The following is a 17,776-nucleotide window of genomic DNA, read 5'->3' as shown; positions in this document are numbered from 1 at the left end:
ACCAGTGTTGCCTAAACAGCAAAGCATGACGACGCGTTTACCACGGCGCGCTAGCCAAACGCTTCCCGTTCGGGCCTAGAGCAGGACCAGGAAAAGAACCAGCGCAGTGGCAGCGAGGATCGAGCAGCTGGCATAAAAGACCGAGACGCCATCTTCGATATCGACCACAGTTGCGGTATCGCGCCCGCCGCCGTTGATCATCGGCTCCATGACGACAACCCCGGAATACACGCGCGGCCCGGCGAGTTGCACATTCAGAGCCCCGGCCATCGCCGCCTCTGGCCGCCCGGAATTCGGCGAACGATGCAGGCCGCCGTCGCGGGCCGCAACGCGCATCGCCTCCTGAAAGGCGGTGCGCCCCCGACGCAACCAGGCTCCGGCAGCGATCAACAGAATCGAAAAGCGCGCTGCCGGCCAGTTGGCGAAGTCATCCAGTCGCGCCGCAGCCCAGCCGAAATCGGCATATCTGTCGGACTTGTGGCCGATCATTGAATCCGCCGTGTTCAGCATCTTGTAGGCGAAGAGGCCGGGCAAGCCGAAAACGGCGTACCATAGGGCTGGCGCAACCACGCCATCTGAGAAATTCTCGGCCAGGCTCTCGATCGCGGCACGGCAGACGGCGGGCTCGTCGAGTGTTTCCGGATCACGCCCTACGATTCGCGAAACCGCCAGCCGGCCACCACTGATGCCTCCGGTTTTCAGTCCTGCGGCAACGGCCTCCACATGATCGGCAAGGCTCTTCTGCGCCATGAAGACGGCAACGCAAATGACTTCGAAGAGGATCCCGGCCAGACCGAACAGCGAGAAGAACCAATGCAGCACAATGCCGGCGACGGCACTGAGGATCAAGAGACCGGCGATCGACCAGACGCCGTTGCGCCGGCGTTCACGCTTGTGGAGCTCATCACGATTGAACATCTGGTCGACACGGGAGATCGCGTTTCCAAACAGCACGACCGGATGCTGCAGCCGCATCCAGAGAGCATCGGGATCACCGACGACCCTGTCCAGCAAAAGGGCCAGAACCAGCACGAGAAGGTTATGATCAAGCGTCATGATGTGTAACTCTGCAGTGCATCGGAAAGCCGCTGGTCGCCAGCCGCATCGGCGGCGAGACCGAAACGCAACCAGCGTGGCTCATAATCGAATTTGCGGACCAGAATATGATGCTGGCAGAAATGCCGGTGCAATTTGGCCGCCTGCTCGTGGTCGACAAGGGCAAAGAGATCAGTCCCCCCGACGATGCGTAGACTGCCTTGCCTGAGAACGGTGTGCAGCGCGCCGGACCTTTCCGATAGCCGGCGCTGTATCGGGGCGACATCCGATGCGCAAAGGTCTGTTGCGATCGAAAGCGCCGGACCTGACACCGCCCATGGCCCAAGCAGCTCTTCGATGCGCTTCATGATCGGCTGCACAGCCACGGCAAACCCCAGGCGCAACCCTGCCAGTCCAAAGAACTTGCCAAAAGAACGGAAAATGAGAACATTCGGCAGCCGTGAGGCAAAGGGTGCCAGGCTCAGTTGAGGGCCTGCATCCCCGAAGGCTTCATCCACAACGACAACACCTCCCCTGGCCTTCATCTCTTTGCTGAATGCGACGAGCCTTTCCGGAGCGTAGGCACGACCATCGGGGTTGTTCGGATTGACGATGACGACAATTGCGTGATCCGCTCTGACGTCATCCAAGCCGGCGATCAGATCAACAGAATGACCTGCCATCTTGAAGGCGCGCTCATACTCACCGTAAGTCGGAGCCAGAATTGCGACCCGCCCGGCAACCTCAAAGAGCCGCGGCAATAACTGGATGGCGGATTGCGTGCCGGGAACAGGAAGTGGAAGGATGTCGCCGCTGCGATAATAGCTCTGCGCCGCGGCGCGCGCTCGATCGATGAGGTCTCTGTCAGGCAGACGGTGCCAGGCGCGTACCGGGACATCGGGCAGCGGAACCGGGCACGGATTGATCCCCGTCGAAAGATCAAGCCAATGCTCCAACTCGCCGCCGTAGATAGCGGCCGCAGCCGTGATGCCGCCTCCGTGAATGATCGGGGCGTTCATCCTGTCCCCTCGGCAAGGTCGATCAGGTGCATGTACGATCCGGCGATCTGCCCACGCTGGAGGCCCGCTCGCCCGAGGTCGTTGCCCAACGCGTCCGTCACCTGAAAGAGGCGATCGGCCGCCCCCTCAGAAACCACGGCCGAATAATGAAACTCGTGTGCCGTCATGGACTGTTCGAAGTAGGCAGCGCTCAGCGGTTTCACGCGCCGATAGCCAAGGTGACGTTTGCGCTCCTCGTAACTCGTGACGACAGGCAACAGGCCGAGCATCTCGTGACGCTTGCCGGTGCCATCGACCAGCCCTTCGCCGAGAACCATGTATCCGCCGCACTCACCGTAGATTCGCACGCCCTTGCCTGCCGCATCGATAAGCTTTGCCCTGAAATTGCGCGCAGCGGCGATCCGCCCCGGATGCAGTTCAGGATAGCCGCCCGGAAGATAGATCGAGTCCGCCGTCGGATCCGGGGCCTCATCGGCAAGCGGTGAGAAAAAGGTGATTTCCGCACCGCGCCGACGCCAACCGAGAAGCATGTGCTCGTAGGAAAAAGCAAAGGCGATGTCGCGGGCCACGGCGATCCTGGTGCCGAGCGGCGGCAACCGGGCAATGTTCGCGGGAGACGGACGGTTGAGCCCCTGGCGAGCAATACGTAACAGGAATTCGAAATTGCATTCTTTTGATACGGCACCAGCCGCATGTTCAATGAAACTCTCGAGCGTCTGATGCTCTCCGGCTTGGACAAGACCGAGATGCCTTTCGGGAAGAGCAATGTCATTGTCACGGCGAACGACGGCGACGATCGGCATGCGGATCGCTTCGAGCGCCTTGCGAAGCATCATCTCATGGCGTTCGCCGCCAACCTTGTTGAGGATCACGCCGGCGATGCGTACATCGGCCCGGAAGCCCGCGAATCCTGTCACCAGTGCCGCCACCGACTGCGACATATGCGAGGCGTCGACGACGAGCACCACGGAAAGACCTAGCATGGCGGCAAGGTCCGCTGCGGTTCCCTTCCCGTCTGTCGCACCGTCGAAAAGCCCCATCATTGCCTCGATGACGAGGATGCGGTCACCGGAGCGATGCAGGGTCGCATTGGCGGAGATCAATTCCGGGCGCATCGCCCAAGGATCGAAGTTGAGACAGGCAACGCCGCTTGCCGCCGAATGAAAGGCAGGGTCGATATAGTCGGGGCCTGCCTTTCCGGGGGCGATCGCTATACCGCGCTTGCGAAGCGCGCGCAGAAGTCCCAGCGTAACCGTCGTCTTGCCCGATCCGGAGGAAGGGGCTGCAATCAACAAACCGCTCATGCCGTCTCCCTACTGTTCGAGTCCCGGAACGGGTCAGGGCGCAACCTGCGTCCTGCGAGCGCACCCAGCCAATCGAGCGACTGCCTGAGCAGCACCACCTCCCCGACCACGACGATCGCCGGTGGCTCGAGCCCCGACGCCGCAACAGCTGCAGGCGCCTCGCCAAGTGTCGTTTCAAGTACCTGCTGATCGCCCGTCGATGCGTTGCAGACGAAGGCGACCGGTTCTTCCGGGGACCGCCCAGCAGCGATGAGATTCCTGCTGATCTGCGCGATATGTTTCATCGCCATATACATGACGATTACAGGCGAGGCTTTGCCAATGGCTTCCCAATTGATGGCATTCGGCACGATGCCCGAAGCGTCATGCCCCGTGAGGAATGTCACCGCATGGTTGACATCCCGGTGCGTGACCGGAATGCCGGCATAGGCCAATCCGCCGATGCCGGCGGTGATGCCCGGAACGATGCGAAACGGAACATTGTGCTCGACCAGCGTCAACGCTTCCTCGCCGCCACGTCCGAAGACAAAAGGATCGCCGCCCTTGAGACGCAGGACGCGCTTTCCGGCACGAGCGAGTTCGACAAGCCGCAACGAAATGTCCCGCTGCTTGGCGGACGGCTTGCCACCACGCTTTCCGGCATATTCCAGCAGGGCATCGGGCCGCGCGAGCTTCAGGCAGTCGGCGTTCACCAGCGCATCGTGAACCACCACGTCCGCCTCTGCCAGACCCTTGGCTGCAAGGAGCGTCAGCAATCCGGGCTCGCCCGGACCTGCACCAACAAGCCAGACGCTGCCCGGCTCAAGAGCCGGCAGATGTGAAAACGCAGCTTCGATCATTGGCATGATCTATGCTCCGCCGGTGGCAAGGTCAACGCCGCTGATCGGGCCACGAGAAAGAAGTGAAAGGCACACCCTCTCCAACCCCTCTGCTGGCCCACGGACGCAACAAAGATCCGCGCTCGGCCGTGGCGCGACCGGGCACAAGTTCTCACGCGCGCAGAAGTGTATCGCGTATGAGATCGATCACCTTTTCGGAGTCGATGCCGGTGCAGACGATCTGGCTCGGCAGGCCATCCCAATTGCCTGGCGGGAACCGGCGGCCGTCCGGTTTCACGATCGTCTGTCCATCGGCAATCCCGCCGCAAACCACGCGCACCGGACCGCGGATGGTCGAGAACAGCTCGGGTGCGACGACGTAGACGCAAGCGCAGCTGTCGTGAACCATCATGCCGTCCTCGACGGCGTGCTTGTAGAAATCGATATAGTCCTGCGAAAGATCATTCAGCAGCTTTACGGCGCTGTCGCCCCTGGCCGCAACCTCGGCGAGGTAGCTGCGGCTCATCGTCGTGATCGCAGTCACGTCGAGGCCAATGATGGAAACCTTACAAGGCGCGGTGAGGACGATGTCGGCCGCTTCCGGATCGCCATGGATGTTGGCTTCTGCGACCGGCGACACGTTGCCCGGAACATAGAAGTTGCCACCCATGATGACGACGTCCTTGACGAGACCGGCAATCTCCGGATCCTCCTTGAGCGCCATCGCCAGGTTGGTCATGCGACCGACGGCAACCAGCCGAACCTCGCCCGGATTGGCGCGGACGGTATCGATGATGAAGCGGTGCGCAGGACGCGGATCGAGCGGCAGACCGACCGTTTCGGGCACCTCGATGTTGCCGAGGCCGTTCTCGCCATGCACGACGGTCGGCCACGCCCCCTCCCTACGCTCCGGATCGATCGTCACGCTCGCCCCCTTGGCGACGGGAGCAGAAATATCCCATTCGCGCTTCAGGAACAGCGCGTTGCGCGTCGTCGTCTCCACCGATGCGTTGCCGAAGACAGTCGTGATTCCAATCAGATCGATTTCGGGATGACGGTGCAGGAAAAGCAGCGCCATTGCATCATCGACGCCCGGATCCGTGTCATAAATGACCTTGTGCATGAGTGTGCCTCTTTTCGTTATTGTCGCAGGGCAGCCGGACGGCGCCGCGAAGTCGGCGGCCACCATAGCGTCCGCTAATCTTTCTGCAACAGGGCACACGCAATCGCTGCAGTGGCGCGTCGCGACTTGATCTTCGGGACAACGAGCTCCGCATGCGTTCCAATCGCGGCCAACGCGGCCGATTCGGCGACGCCGTGACACCCCACCCGAGCGAAGACGATCACCGAAGGATTTTTCAGCCGCGACGTCTCTTCCTCGAGCCGCGCGGCAGCGAAGAACAAGAGCGGTACGCCAAGGTGGCGCGCTACTCCAAGGATCGCGGATTCATTGCTCCGCGTATCGATCGATGCGACGGCCGCCAGCGTGCCAGCGTCGATGCCCGCCGCCGCCAACGCCGCAATGGCAAGCTCCTGAACCTCACCCTCCGGCGTCCCGCGCTCGCAGCCGAGGCCGATCACGTACCGGCGCGTTTTATCGAATCCAATTCCAGTCATGTGCGACAATGAAACCTGCCCCTTGTGTCCCTCAAGCCATTGCAGCATGGGGCGGGAAATGCAACATGCGCCGCGTACCACATTCCAGAGCTTCCCTCCTTGTCCGATCTTGCCCCCAATCTGCTCTTCATGCTGGCCGCAGCCGGCTTCCTCGCTGGATTTGTCGATTCCATAGCCGGCGGCGGAGGCCTGATCACGGTCCCGGCAATGCTGATCGCGGGTATTCCACCGCTCCAAACACTCGGCACCAACAAGGTGCAGTCGGTATTCGGCGCAGCCTCCGCGACGATCGCCTATGCCCGAAAGGGGCATGTTCATCTGCGCACGCAGCTACCGATGGCGCTGATGGCGGTCCTCGGCGGCGCTCTCGGCGCCGCATTGGCGACGATCGTGCCTGGTGACGTACTGCGGGCGATCATGCCGGTCCTTCTGGTGGCAATCGCGCTATATTTTGCGTTGAAGCCAAATCTGAACGACGTCGACAAACATCGCCGCATGACGCCTTTCGTCTTCGGCCTGACGCTGGTGCCGGCCATAGGATTTTACGACGGTGTCTTTGGTCCCGGCACCGGCTCCTTCTTCATGCTGTCCTTCGTGTCTCTTGCCGGTTTCGGTATGCTGAAGGCAACGGCGCACACCAAGCTCTTGAATTTCGGCTCGAATGTAGGCGCCCTCATCATCTTCGTTTCCTTCGGTGCAATCCTTTGGAAAATCGGCCTAATGATGGGCGTCTGCCAGTTCCTGGGGGCGCAGCTCGGCTCGCGGCTTGCGATGCGGACTGGCGCCCGTTTGATCAAGCCGCTGCTCGTCCTCGTCTGCGTCGCCTTCACGATCAAGCTTCTCTCCGATCCTGCCAATCCGATCCGACTCTGGCTGGAGATCTGACATTTTCCTCGATTACCTCCCACGTAATTGAGGGAGCCGCGTCGCCTCTCCATGATCGCGATGCCTGGATAGACCGGGCGCCAACAGGAGATGATCGATGACCAATGCAACCATCGATGCCGAACGCTACATCGCAATCTGGAACAAGACGGACGCGACCCGCAGCCGAGCCAGTTCATGAGGTTGAGCTTCTCACCGAGAAAGACGACACGAAAACCGCGACGAGAACAATCGAAAGCTTGTCGATCGGGGCGACGCGAGCGGCGTCACCAATCTTCAATGCGCGGAAATAGGCAAGCCACGAGGCTCCGGTCACCGCCCCCGAAAGGCAGAGGAACAGCCATGTCTTGCCTGAAATGCTGGAGAAAGGCTGCCATTGTCCGATTGCGGCGACAATGGCCCTGATGATGACAACGATGACCACGGTGCGGATCAGGCTGGCGAGATCGGAACTGATGCCAGCGACGCCGATCTTGGCGAAGATCGCAGTCAACGCTGCAAAGGTCGCCGAAAGCACCGCCCAGAAAATCAGAACTCCACGCCCGGCTGCCCCTTGATGCCCGAGCGGAACGGATGCTTGATCAGCTCCATCTCGGTAACGAGATCGGCGATCTCGATCAGCTCGTCCTTGGCGTTGCGCCCGGTCAGGACGACATGAGTCATATACGGCTTCTCGTTCTTCAGGAACTCCACCACCTCGTTGATATCGAGGTAGTCGTAGCGCAACGCGATATTGATCTCGTCGAGCAGCACCATCGAGTTGCGCTCGTCGCGGATCAGCTCCTTCGCCTTCTCCCAGGCGGCACCGGCGGCAGCCACGTCGCGAGCGCGATCCTGGGTCTCCCAGGTGAAGCCCTCGCCCATGGTATGGAACTGGCAGATGTCGGAGAAGTGCTTCTCGATCAGGTCGCGCTCGCCGGTCCACATCGCGCCCTTGATGAACTGCACGACAGCGGAGGGCTTTCCATGCGCGATATGGCGGAAGATCATTCCGAACGCCGAGGAGGACTTGCCCTTGCCTTTCCCGGTATGGACGATGATGAGACCCTTCTCATCGGTCTTTGAGGCCATGATCTTGTCGCGGGCGGCTTTCTTCTTCGCCATCTTCTCGGCGTGGCGTGCGTCGTCGTGGCCAGTCGGCTCAGTGGTTTCGGCAGTCATCTCAATTTTCCCCGGATGCAAGCTTGAATGTGTCTGAAAGATCGAACCGCGCCGAATTGCTTCGCGGCGTCCAAAGGTGCCGATCGATGGCCTCGAGCAGTCGCTCCTTCATGTCGTCGAAGGCGGCAGGGTTTTTCTCGACCATGAAATCGCGCACCTTCGGATCGACCACGAAGGCCTGATAGACGGCTTCGAAATGATGATTGGCCACCGCTCCCGTCGTCGCGGCAAAGGCGAAAAGATAATCGACAGTCGCAGCGATCTCAAAGGCTCCTTTGTAGCCATGGCGAATAACGCCATCGATCCACTTCGGATTAACCACGCGGCCACGCACAACACGCCCGATCTCCTCTTCCAACGATCGGATGACCGGCTTTTCCGGCCTCGAATGATCGTTGTGGTAGATCGATGGCCGATCGCCCGCCAGCATTTCGGCTGCAGCCGCCATCCCGCCCTCGAACTGGTAGTAGTCGTCGCTGTCCAGAAGGTCGTGCTCGCGATTGTCCTGGTTCTGGACGACAGCCTGGATCGAGCGCAGGCGCTCTTCGAAGACGCCACGCTCCGCCCGGCCCTCTTCGCCGGCACCGTAAGCATAGCTACCCCACACGAGATAGGCTTCGGCCAGATCGGCGCGACGCTCCCATCCCTTTTCATCGATCAATGCCTGTAAGCCGGCGCCGTAGGCCCCCGGCTTTGAGCCGAAGATACGATAGCCGGCGCGACGACCCGCTTGCGTCGCGTCCAGACCGGCAGCCTCGAGCCGCGCCGCCTCGCCGCGCATGCGCTCGGCAATCGGATTGTCCACCGCATCCTCGTCGAGCGCGCCGACCGCACGGATGGCCTTGTCGAACAGCGCGATCTGTTCGGGAAAGGCATCTCGGAAAAAGCCGGAAATGCGCAACGTCACGTCGACACGCGGGCGGCGCAGCAGCGCCGGCGGAATGACTTCGTAGCCGGTGACGCGCCGCGAGGTCATGTCCCAGACCGGCTTCACGCCGATCAGGGCCAGAGCCTGTGCAATATCATCGCCGCCGGTGCGCATGTTCGAAGTGCCCCAGGCGGTCAGGCCGAAGGACACCGGCCATTCGCCGTGATCCTGCACATAGCGGCGGATCAGCAATTCGGCGGACTTCCTCCCTAGCTCGTAAGCGGCCGGCGTCGGAACCGCGCGGCTGTCGAGCGAGTAAAAGTTTCGCCCAGTCGGCAGTACATCCGGGCGTCCTCGCGTCGGCGCACCCGACGGCCCGGGCGCCACGAAACGGCCGTCGAGCCCCCGGAGCAGACCTTCGATCTCGGCAGCCCCGCAGGCCAAAATGGCGGGCTTGAGCCGCATTTCGATCTCCGCAAGCACGGCGCGTGTGGCCCCCCAATCCTCCGGGCAAGCGAACTCGCCTGCGACCAGCCTTGCCGCAAGCAGTTCGATCCGCTCGACAGTATCGCCGTTCGTTCGCCAGATCGCGTCTGTGGTATCAGCAAGACTATCCAGAAGCGGCCCGGCCCAAGGCTCGGCCATGTCGCAGTCGAGAGGGTCGAAATCCAGGCCGATATCTGCGGCAATCGCCCGCTGGAGGCTGCGGTCGCCGTCCTGGCCGAGGCCCCGCGGGACCCGAGCCAATGACACCGTCAGATCGGTCAGCAATCGGCCCTGAGGCGAGACGCCGAACACATGCAGGCCATCGCGAATCTGCATCTCCTTGAGGTCGCAGAGATAGGCATCGAGCTTCTTCAGCGCTTCGGTTTCGCTCTCGCCTTTGTTGATACCGGCATCGCGGTCGAGACCTATGTCCGCCACGAGGTCGAGAATCTGGTTGCCGAGAAGCCGAATGCGGCGCGGATCGCCACCTGACGCCTCGTAGTATTCGTCGACCAGCGCCTCCAGATCCTTCAGCGGCCCGTAGGTCTCGGCACGTGTCAGCGGCGGTGTCAGATGGTCGATGATCACGGCGCCAGCGCGACGCTTCGCCTGAGTTCCCTCGCCGGGATCATTGACGATGAAGGGATAGAGATGCGGCATCGGGCCGAGGATGGCTTCCGGATAGCATTCCTCGGAGAGCGCCAGCGCCTTGCCCGGCAGCCACTCGAGATTGCCGTGCTTGCCCATGTGGATGACGGCGTGCGCGCCGAACTCGTGGCGAAGGAAAGCGTAGAAGGCAAGATAGCCGTGCGGCGGCACAAGATCCGGCGAATGATAGCTTTCCTTCGGATCGATGTTGTAGCCCCGCGCCGGCTGGATGCCGACCAGCACCTCCCCAAGCCGCATGAACGGCAGCGCAAAAGCGCCGTTCAGCACATAGGGATCGGTCTCGGGCGCACCCCAGCGCGCACCGATTTCATCCTGAATCGTTTTGGGAAGACTTGCGAAGAAAGCTTTGTAACGACTCAAGGAAAGCACTTCGCGGACAAGCTTCCCATCCGTGCCGGAATTTGTCGGGCCTTCCATAAGCCGCCGGATCAGCGCTTCGCCATCATCCGGCACATCCGCCACTCGATAACCGGCGGCACGCATCGCCTTCAGCGCCTCGACGGTGCCGGCAGGCGTGTCCAGCCCGACGCCATTGCCGAGTCTGCCATCGCGGTTTGGATAGTTGGCCATGACAAGCGCAATGCGCCGGTCGCCGGCAGATGTCGTGCGCAGCGTCGCCCAGCTGGCAGCAAGCCGGGCCGTATAGTGCATCCGCTCGATATCGGGCTCGCTGCCGACAATGTTGGCCTCGACCCTCGCATCGTAGCGAGCCGCGGATTTGAAGGAGACCGCGCGGGCAAGCACCCGTCCGTCCACTTCAGGCAGCGCAACATTCATTCCAAGATCGCGCGCGGTGAGGCCCTGCGAGGAGGTGGCCCAGGCCTGACGCGACGACGCCGAAAAGATCGCCTGAAGCACGACCGCGTCGTTGGCTTCCAACACGGTCGGTTCACGATCCGCGCCCGGCGCAGATACGGCAAAGCCAGTCGTGTTGATCACCACTTCGGGTTTGATGAGGTCAAAGACACTTTCGAGAATGCCCTTCGAGACGGGGTCCTTGAGACTATAGGCAAACACCGGCAGCGGCCGGATGCCTTCGGCCAGCAGCGTATCGATCAAGGCTTCGACAGGCCTGGTCTCGCCGCTCTGCACGAGCGCCCGATAAAAGCTGACTGCAACGACAGGCGAATGCGACGCCCCTTGCAGGAATCGAAGCCGCCCATCGCATGCCGCTTTCCACTCCTCGACACCGACGACGCCCTTGCCCGGCCACCAGATCCCGGCCTTCATCAGCGGCGATGCCGCTTCGGGCTTTTCAGCGCCTGATAGCACCGCGCCGGCATAAGCGAGAAACGCACGTGAATTGGCGTCGCCACCTTCGATGAGATAGGCCCAGAGGGCATTTAAGTCTTCAAGCGGAACATTCGAAAACGGCGTCAAACCTGCGTCCGGCTTCGAATCTCCCGGCAGTACGGCGATAAGCGCGCCATGGCGCGCTGCCGCCGCATGAAGCGCCTCGAGTGCATAGTGGAAATAGCTTGCGCCACCCAACGCCCTGACGACGATCAGCTTCGCATGCCGGGCCGTCCGCTTGATATAGGCGTCGACCGACATCGGATGCTTCAAGCTCATCAGGCTTGCCAGCCGCAGCCCGAAGCCAGCGGCCGCCTCGTCATACGCGGCCGCCACTGCAGCAAGCTCGGTGTCGGCCGCCGACAAAAAGAGGACATCACCGGGAGACTGACCGAGATCGATCGCCTCCTCGCCGTCACTTATCGTTCCCTGCTGTGCCAGGAGCAGATGCATTGGTCTGCCTTATGCCAGCGCTTCTATCGCCTTGCGCACCGCCGCTTCGTCCATCTCGTGCAGGCCGATGACGACCAGGCGGGTACCGCGCGCTTCGCCGGGCGCCCAGGCGCGATCGAAATAGTGGTCGATGCGGGTTCCAACCGCCTGGACTTGCAGGCGCATCGGCTTGCCAGGAACATGGACGAATCCCTTGAGGCGCAGCACGTCATGCTGGCCGATGATCGACTTCAACGCGCCCACGAAGGCGGCAGGATCGGCAACGGGGCCGAGTTCCACGACAAAGCTGTCGAACTCGTCGTGGTCGTGCGTTACGCCGTCCTGGTGCTCGAGTTCATGATGGGACTTGCGGTTGACTACATCGTCTTCGGTACCGACGCCGAGCCCGAGCAGCACGCTCGCCGGAACCTCGCCATTGCGTGCCTCGATCATGACAGGCTTGCGGGCAACACGGGAAGCGACCTCGTCGCGCACGCGACCGAGGCCTGCCGCATCGAGAAGATCGGTCTTGTTGAGCACGATCAGATCGGCGCAGGTCAGTTGATCCTCGAAAAGCTCCTCGATCGGGCTTTCGTGGTCGAGCGACTCGTCCTCCACGCGGCGGGCCTCGACGGCATCGTGATCGTCGGCAAAGCGCCCGGCGGCAACGGCGGCGCTATCGACGACGGTGACCACGCCATCGACGGTGACCTGCGTGCGGATGTCGGGCCAGTTGAAGGCGGCAACGAGCGGCTGGGGCAGCGCGAGGCCGGAGGTTTCGATGACGATGTGGTCGGGGCGCTGTTCGCGTTCCAAAAGCTTCGTCATCGTCGGAATGAAGTCGTCGGCAACCGTGCAGCAGATGCAGCCATTGGTGAGCTCGATGATATCGTCCTCGGTGCAGTTTTCGGCGCCGCAGCCCCTGAGCACCTCGCCGTCGACGCCGAGATCGCCGAACTCGTTGATAATCAGCGCGATCTTCTTGCCGTTCGTATTGGAAAGCAGATTGCGGATCATCGTCGTCTTGCCGGCGCCGAGAAAGCCGGTGATCACGGTCGCCGGGATTTTCTGCTGGTTCATGAAATTCAACCCTTCATCTTCAGCGGCAGACCTGCCGCGATAAAATACACATCCGCGGCTTCAGCCGCGATCATTTGATGCAAGCGGCCGGCATGATCCCGGAATTCCCGCGCCATGCGGTTTTCCGGAACGATGCCCAGACCGACCTCATTGGAAACGATGACGAGGCGCGCACGCGCCGTAGGCACGTACGCGGCAAGCGAGGCGAACTCTGCCCCAATGTCGCGCTGCTCCATCATCAGATTGGTGACCCAAAGCGTCAGGCAATCGACAAGGATCGCCCGCCCCTCGCCGTCGATCGCCCGCAGGCATCCGACAAGATCGAGCGGTTCTTCCTGGGTATGCCACAGATGGCCACGATCGGCTTTGTGCTTGTCGATCCGGACGCGCATCTCGTCGTCCCAAGCCCGGCCCGTTGCCACATAATGGCGCTCCAGACCGGTCGAAACGACCAACTGCTCGGCAAAACGTGATTTTCCAGAGCGCGCACCGCCCAAGACGAAGGTCGCGCCGGATGATATCGGGCTCATGGAAAGTACTGTCCGATCTGCGGAAGTCTTCCGCGAGAAGCCGGAGCGGCTGCAAAACGCAGCCGGAAAATCTCTCTTTCAGCCATGACAACCTCCGTGCTGGCAGCGGGCATCACCCAGGAATGGGCTGTTCGCCCGGCACGATTGGCAGGTCTCCTGGCTCGCGGATTTTAGCCGCGATCGGGGCAGACCGGAAACCGGTCGCCCAGATCGTGCTAGCGGATCTTCCTCGCCTTCCCGGCTGCATTTCATGAAAAGGCGGACGATTCGTAGACGTAAGAGGCGTCCAGCCCCGGTTGATCATGATGCACTGCCAGTGACTTTTCCGTCGCCGCTTCCGCGCCGCCCGCCTGCACTATTGCAGACCGTCAACCACGGGGAACCAACGCCGGACGGAAAACCCTGACCGCTCTACAGTCGCGGGGTCGGCTATGATGACGGTGCCCGGATTGGGTCCACCGCTTCACATTCCCTTTTCATCCGTACCGATTCAACCGGTCCGGAACCATCCGTTATGAAGTCATCGTTAGGCAAGGCCACTGGCGAAGTCAATCGTGAGCCATCACTCACGACAACGACATTGCATGCCTCGGGCCGCGGTCAAGACGACCTTCTCTACCATATTTATCGTCTTTTATCAGTGGCTTACGTCACAAATAATTGTTGCCAGCGCCGGTCTTTTGCCGCAATTGCATCGCAAGCGGGTCGCGCCACTGATTGCCCTTCCCCTCACCGCACTTGACCGCACCAGCGCCCGCCTAGTTTCTCTGCCATGCTCCTGAAAGTCGATATCCGCCGCTTCGGCCCGTTTCACACCCTCCTCGATATCGGGCGGATGCGCGCTCTGCTGCGGCGGAGCGAAATGGGGATGGTTATCGCCGGCGCGATCGTCGGGGTGATCTCCGGGCTGGCTGTGACAGGCATGAGCCTGGCCTCCCGTGCAATGCACAGGCTGATCTTCGGAATCAGCGACGTCGAGAGGCTGAGCTCCTCGCAGATCGATAACAAGTTCCTGCTACTGACGGCACCGGTTTGCGGCGGCATCCTGCTCGGTCTTTTGCTGTTCATCCTCGCCAAGACCCGTAAGAAGCCGATGGTGGACCCGATCGAGGCAAACGCTCTGCATGGCGGTCGGCTATCGCTCACCGACAGCATTCTGGTGGCCGTCCAGAACCTTATTTCGAACGGATTCGGCGCTTCGGTGGGCCTGGAAGCCGGCTACACACAGTTGGCGGCCGGTCTGGCCTCGAAGCTTGGCCTGAAGTTGCAGCTTCGCCGGTCGGACCTGCGCGTTCTCGTCGGATGCGGCGCGGCCGGTGCGATTGCCGCGGCCTTCAATGCGCCGCTGACCGGCGCCTTCTATGCCTTCGAGCTCATCATTGGCACATACACCATCGTCTCGCTGACGCCCGTTGTCGTTTCCGCACTGGTCGCGACCCAGGTTGCGCGGCTGCTGGCCGGCAGCGATTTCCTGATCGATGTTGGCGAATTCGGCTCGGTCATGCCGGCGGACTATGTCCCGGCTCTGCTACTCGGTGCCGTCTGCGCGGGCGTTGGCATTCTCATCATGCAGGGCGTCGCCTCGATCGAGGAACTGGCGCGCCGGAGTTCCATCGCAACGCCGCTGCGCCCCGCCCTTGGCGGCATCGTCGTCGGTCTGCTGGCCCTTATCACGCCGCAGGTCCTGTCAGCGGGACACGGAGCGCTGCACCTCAATCTCGGGCGCGATGTCGCTATTCCGGTCCTCATTGGGTTGCTTCTCCTCAAAGCCTTCGCCTCCGCGATCTCGATCGGCTCGGGTTTCAGAGGCGGCCTCTTCTTCGCGTCGCTGTTCATGGGGGCGTTGCTCGGCAAGCTATTTGCCTATTCCGCACCCTATTTCGCCCACGCGACGCTGACACCCGTCATCTACGCGGTCGTCGGCATGAGTTCGCTCGCAGTCGCCGTTATTGGCGGCCCCCTGACGATGACGTTCCTGGCGCTGGAGATCACCGGCGACTTTCCAATCACCGCGCTTGTCCTTGCGGCCGTCATCACGTCCTCACTCGTCGTGCGCAGCACCTTCGGCTACTCCTTCGCAACATGGCGCTTCCACCTGCGCGGCGAGAGCATTCGCAGCGCCCACGATGTCGGCTGGATTCGCAACCTGACGGTCGGCCGGCTGATGCGCGCCGATGTGAAGACCGCCAACGCCACGCTCTCGATCGACGAGTTCAAGGAGCGCTTCCCCATTGGTTCGGCGCAGCGCGTCGTCCTGGTGGACGACACGGGCAAATATAGCGGCCTGGTGCTCGTTCCCGATATTTACGCGAACCTGACCGACACCGACGACACCGGCAAGGATCTCAGCGAATTCATCCGCTACAAGAACGATTTCCTGCAGCCGCAGATGAACGCCAAGCAGGCAGCCGCCATCTTCGACAAGACCGAAAGCGAAGCGCTGGCCGTCGTCAACAATCTGATTGAGCGCAAGGTTGTCGGGCAACTGAGCGAGGCCTATACGCTCCGCCGCTATAGCGAAGAACTAGATCGCCGCCGCCGCGAAATATCTGGCGAGATCTAGCCGAAGAGCTTGTCGAGCCAGCGCCGGTCAAGACAGGCTTCCAACTCGGCCGCAATGTCGTCAAGGGCCTTTTCGACACCCGCACGGTAATCGTTCGCTTCGCCCGAAAGACCGAGACTCCGCAGCAAATGGGAACGATAAATGTCACTCGTGAAGAGCCCGTGCAGATATGTGCCGGCAATCCGGCCGTCTGCGGATACTGCACCGTCCGGCTTTCCATCGATGATCGCGAACGGCCGGCCGCAATCCTCTCCGACGGTGATGCCGAGGTGGATCTGATAGCCTGCAAGCGGCGCGCCGTCTTCCACCGTCACGGCGACGCTGTTCCGCACCGTCTTTTCCGGTGCCATCATCGTCTCGACATCCAGTAGGCCGAGACCGGTAGTCTCCACCGCATCTCCCTCGATGCCCAAGGGGTCGCGGACCTTACGTCCGAGCATCTGATAGCCGCCGCAAATGCCGATGACCCGGCCACCCCGTTTCACATGGGCCAGGAGATCGGCATCCCAACCTTGCGTGCGCATATCCGCCAGATCCGATATCGTCGACTTCGAACCGGGCAGGATGACCAGACGGGCGTCCGACGGCAGCCGCTCGCCGGGGCGGACAAAAACCAACTCGACATCCGGCTCCGCAGCCAGCGGATCCAGATCGTCGAAATTCGCGATGCGGGAAAACACCGGTACGGCAATCCTCAGCGCAGCCGTACCGCCTCGTGCCAGGCGCTCCAGCGCCACCGAGTCCTCGGCCGGCAATTGCGAAGCGTATTTGAGCCACGGCACCACACCGAAGCATGGCCACCCGGTATGATCCCGTACAGCATCGATCCCTGCATCGAACAGCGAAACGTCGCCGCGGAACTTGTTGATGATGTAGCCGGATATCATTGCCCGGTCTTCCCCGGATAGGATCGTATGCGTGCCGACCAGCGAAGCGATCACGCCGCCCCGATCGATATCGCCCACCAGGACGACGGGCACGCCGGCGCGTGCCGCAAATCCCATATTGGCGATATCGCCGGCCCTGAGATTGATTTCGGCAGGCGAGCCGGCGCCTTCCACAATGACAAGATCTGCTCTGATCGAAACTTCGGAAAAGCTCTGCATCACGTAGTCGAGGAGTGCGGGCTTGAGTTTTTGATAGTCCCGCCCTTTGGCCTGCCCCCAGACCTTGCCGTGGACGATGATCTGGCTGCCGTATTCGGATTGCGGCTTGAGCAACACAGGATTCATGTGCACGGAGGACGGTACCCGCGCAGCGAGCGACTGCAGCCATTGCGCACGGCCGATCTCACCACCGTCATCAGCGACAGCGGCATTGTTTGACATGTTCTGGGGCTTGAAGGGACGGACCGAAAGGCCGCGATTGGCAGCAAGCCGGCAAAGCCCCGCAACAAGAACGGTCTTGCCGACGTCGGAGCCGGTACCCTGGAGCATGATGGCCTTGGTCATTGTCGCAGAACTCCGGAGAAATTCGCCTCGGCCTACAACGACGTCAAGGTTGCGGTCAATCGCAGGCGCCGAAAATGCGAAGGCCGCGTCAACCGTTGAAGGTTGCGCGGCCTGCCGAAATACGCTGGCGCATTCGCCCACACACGGCGAAGCTCACGTTCCCCGGGACGCACTACCTGATCCGGAGAAGCAGCGGTGTCCCCCGCTACGCAACAACAGATAGCGCCACATTATTACCGGAGGGTTAGCAAGCCCTTAAGCAAAGATGAATTTTGGCATTTTCTGACTTTTCTTCTCGATCGAGGCGCCGCTGCCAAGTCTACCAACACAATCTCTGAACGCTCGCGGTAATCTTTTGGTGAGACTAGCATTAACGATATTAAATCAGATGTTTAGACTTCACGCCTCAAGCACAGAAGACAATTGATTTCCGCAACCGAACGCGTAGGCTGCCTTCCAAGGCGCCAAGACGAGCGCCACCGCAAAAGCCCGGACAACAGCACGAGGACCTCCGCGAGGTGTGGAACGCCTAGGTTGTGGCCGCTGCAGCAAGAATGGGAACGCA

Annotated in this window: 13 protein-coding genes, 1 pseudogene and 1 riboswitch; of the genes and pseudogenes, 2 read left to right on the top strand and 12 right to left on the bottom strand. The window is 61.6% G+C overall.

Annotation, left to right across the window (positions count from 1 at the left end):
• Positions 1 to 75 precede the first annotated feature (75 nt).
• From cbiB to FHT71_RS20125, 6 genes are all read right to left on the bottom strand, one after another.
• On the bottom strand, positions 76 to 1,056 hold the full coding sequence (gene cbiB, locus FHT71_RS20150) for an adenosylcobinamide-phosphate synthase CbiB (protein ID WP_132592860.1): 981 nt from the start codon (positions 1,054 to 1,056) through the stop codon (positions 76 to 78).
• Entirely contained in the window at positions 1,053 to 2,054 is a 1,002-nt protein-coding gene (cobD, locus tag FHT71_RS20145; protein ID WP_132592858.1) for a threonine-phosphate decarboxylase CobD, read from the bottom strand. The genes cbiB and cobD overlap by 4 nt, the downstream gene beginning before the upstream one ends.
• Complete coding sequence (locus FHT71_RS20140) at positions 2,051 to 3,358, bottom strand: cobyrinate a,c-diamide synthase (RefSeq protein WP_132592856.1); 1,308 nt, start codon at positions 3,356 to 3,358, stop codon at positions 2,051 to 2,053. Before FHT71_RS20140 ends, cobD begins: the two co-directional genes overlap by 4 nt.
• The gene (cobA, locus tag FHT71_RS20135; RefSeq protein WP_183721659.1) at positions 3,355 to 4,197 is read right to left on the bottom strand and encodes a uroporphyrinogen-III C-methyltransferase; all 843 of its coding nucleotides are present in this window, start codon (positions 4,195 to 4,197) and stop codon (positions 3,355 to 3,357) included. Before cobA ends, FHT71_RS20140 begins: the two co-directional genes overlap by 4 nt.
• A 151-nt stretch (positions 4,198 to 4,348) precedes the next feature.
• Positions 4,349 to 5,299, bottom strand: coding sequence for a nucleoside hydrolase (locus FHT71_RS20130; protein ID WP_132592854.1), 951 nt, complete (start codon positions 5,297 to 5,299; stop codon positions 4,349 to 4,351).
• Between the two features lie 74 nt (positions 5,300 to 5,373).
• A complete protein-coding gene (locus tag FHT71_RS20125) occupies positions 5,374 to 5,793 on the bottom strand; it encodes a cobalamin biosynthesis protein (protein ID WP_132592852.1) in 420 nt (139 codons plus the stop codon).
• 99 nt (positions 5,794 to 5,892) lie between these two features.
• Between FHT71_RS20125 and FHT71_RS20120 the strand changes: the two genes are divergently transcribed.
• On the top strand, positions 5,893 to 6,678 hold the full coding sequence (locus FHT71_RS20120) for a TSUP family transporter (RefSeq protein WP_132592850.1): 786 nt from the start codon (positions 5,893 to 5,895) through the stop codon (positions 6,676 to 6,678).
• Between the two features lie 164 nt (positions 6,679 to 6,842).
• Here FHT71_RS20120 and FHT71_RS20115 read toward each other — a convergent pair.
• The 5 genes and pseudogenes from FHT71_RS20115 to cobU form a co-directional block, all read right to left on the bottom strand.
• A pseudogene (locus tag FHT71_RS20115) lies at positions 6,843 to 7,210 on the bottom strand (EamA family transporter); the annotation flags it as partial.
• Complete coding sequence (gene cobO / locus FHT71_RS20110; RefSeq protein ID WP_007788375.1) at positions 7,207 to 7,839, bottom strand: cob(I)yrinic acid a,c-diamide adenosyltransferase; 633 nt, start codon at positions 7,837 to 7,839, stop codon at positions 7,207 to 7,209. The gene cobO and the pseudogene FHT71_RS20115, both read right to left, overlap by 4 nt.
• Before the next feature lies 1 nt (position 7,840).
• Positions 7,841 to 11,608, bottom strand: coding sequence for a cobaltochelatase subunit CobN (gene cobN, locus FHT71_RS20105; RefSeq protein WP_183721626.1), 3,768 nt, complete (start codon positions 11,606 to 11,608; stop codon positions 7,841 to 7,843).
• Positions 11,609 to 11,617: 9 nt separating this feature from the next.
• Positions 11,618 to 12,667: a cobalamin biosynthesis protein CobW gene (cobW, locus tag FHT71_RS20100; protein ID WP_132592846.1), complete on the bottom strand. Its 1,050-nt coding sequence runs from the start codon at positions 12,665 to 12,667 to the stop codon at positions 11,618 to 11,620.
• 5 nt (positions 12,668 to 12,672) lie between these two features.
• Positions 12,673 to 13,197 (bottom strand): bifunctional adenosylcobinamide kinase/adenosylcobinamide-phosphate guanylyltransferase, encoded by a 525-nt coding sequence (cobU, locus tag FHT71_RS20095; protein ID WP_007788380.1) that lies wholly within the window; start codon positions 13,195 to 13,197, stop codon positions 12,673 to 12,675.
• Between the two features lie 128 nt (positions 13,198 to 13,325).
• Positions 13,326 to 13,722, bottom strand: a riboswitch (cobalamin riboswitch).
• Between the two features lie 247 nt (positions 13,723 to 13,969).
• Here cobU and FHT71_RS20090 point away from each other — a divergent pair.
• Positions 13,970 to 15,760, top strand: coding sequence for a chloride channel protein (locus FHT71_RS20090; protein ID WP_007788381.1), 1,791 nt, complete (start codon positions 13,970 to 13,972; stop codon positions 15,758 to 15,760).
• Here the strand turns inward: FHT71_RS20090 and FHT71_RS20085 are convergent.
• Positions 15,757 to 17,211, bottom strand: coding sequence for a cobyric acid synthase (locus FHT71_RS20085; protein WP_132592844.1), 1,455 nt, complete (start codon positions 17,209 to 17,211; stop codon positions 15,757 to 15,759). The two genes, FHT71_RS20090 and FHT71_RS20085, sit on opposite strands and share 4 nt — an antisense overlap.
• Positions 17,212 to 17,776: the final 565 nt, after the last annotated feature.

This window comes from Rhizobium sp. BK060, assembly GCF_014193145.1.
Lineage (GTDB): Bacteria > Pseudomonadota > Alphaproteobacteria > Rhizobiales > Rhizobiaceae > Rhizobium.
Note: the sequence above shows the minus strand (reverse complement) of the source record. Positions and strands in the feature narration are given on the sequence as shown.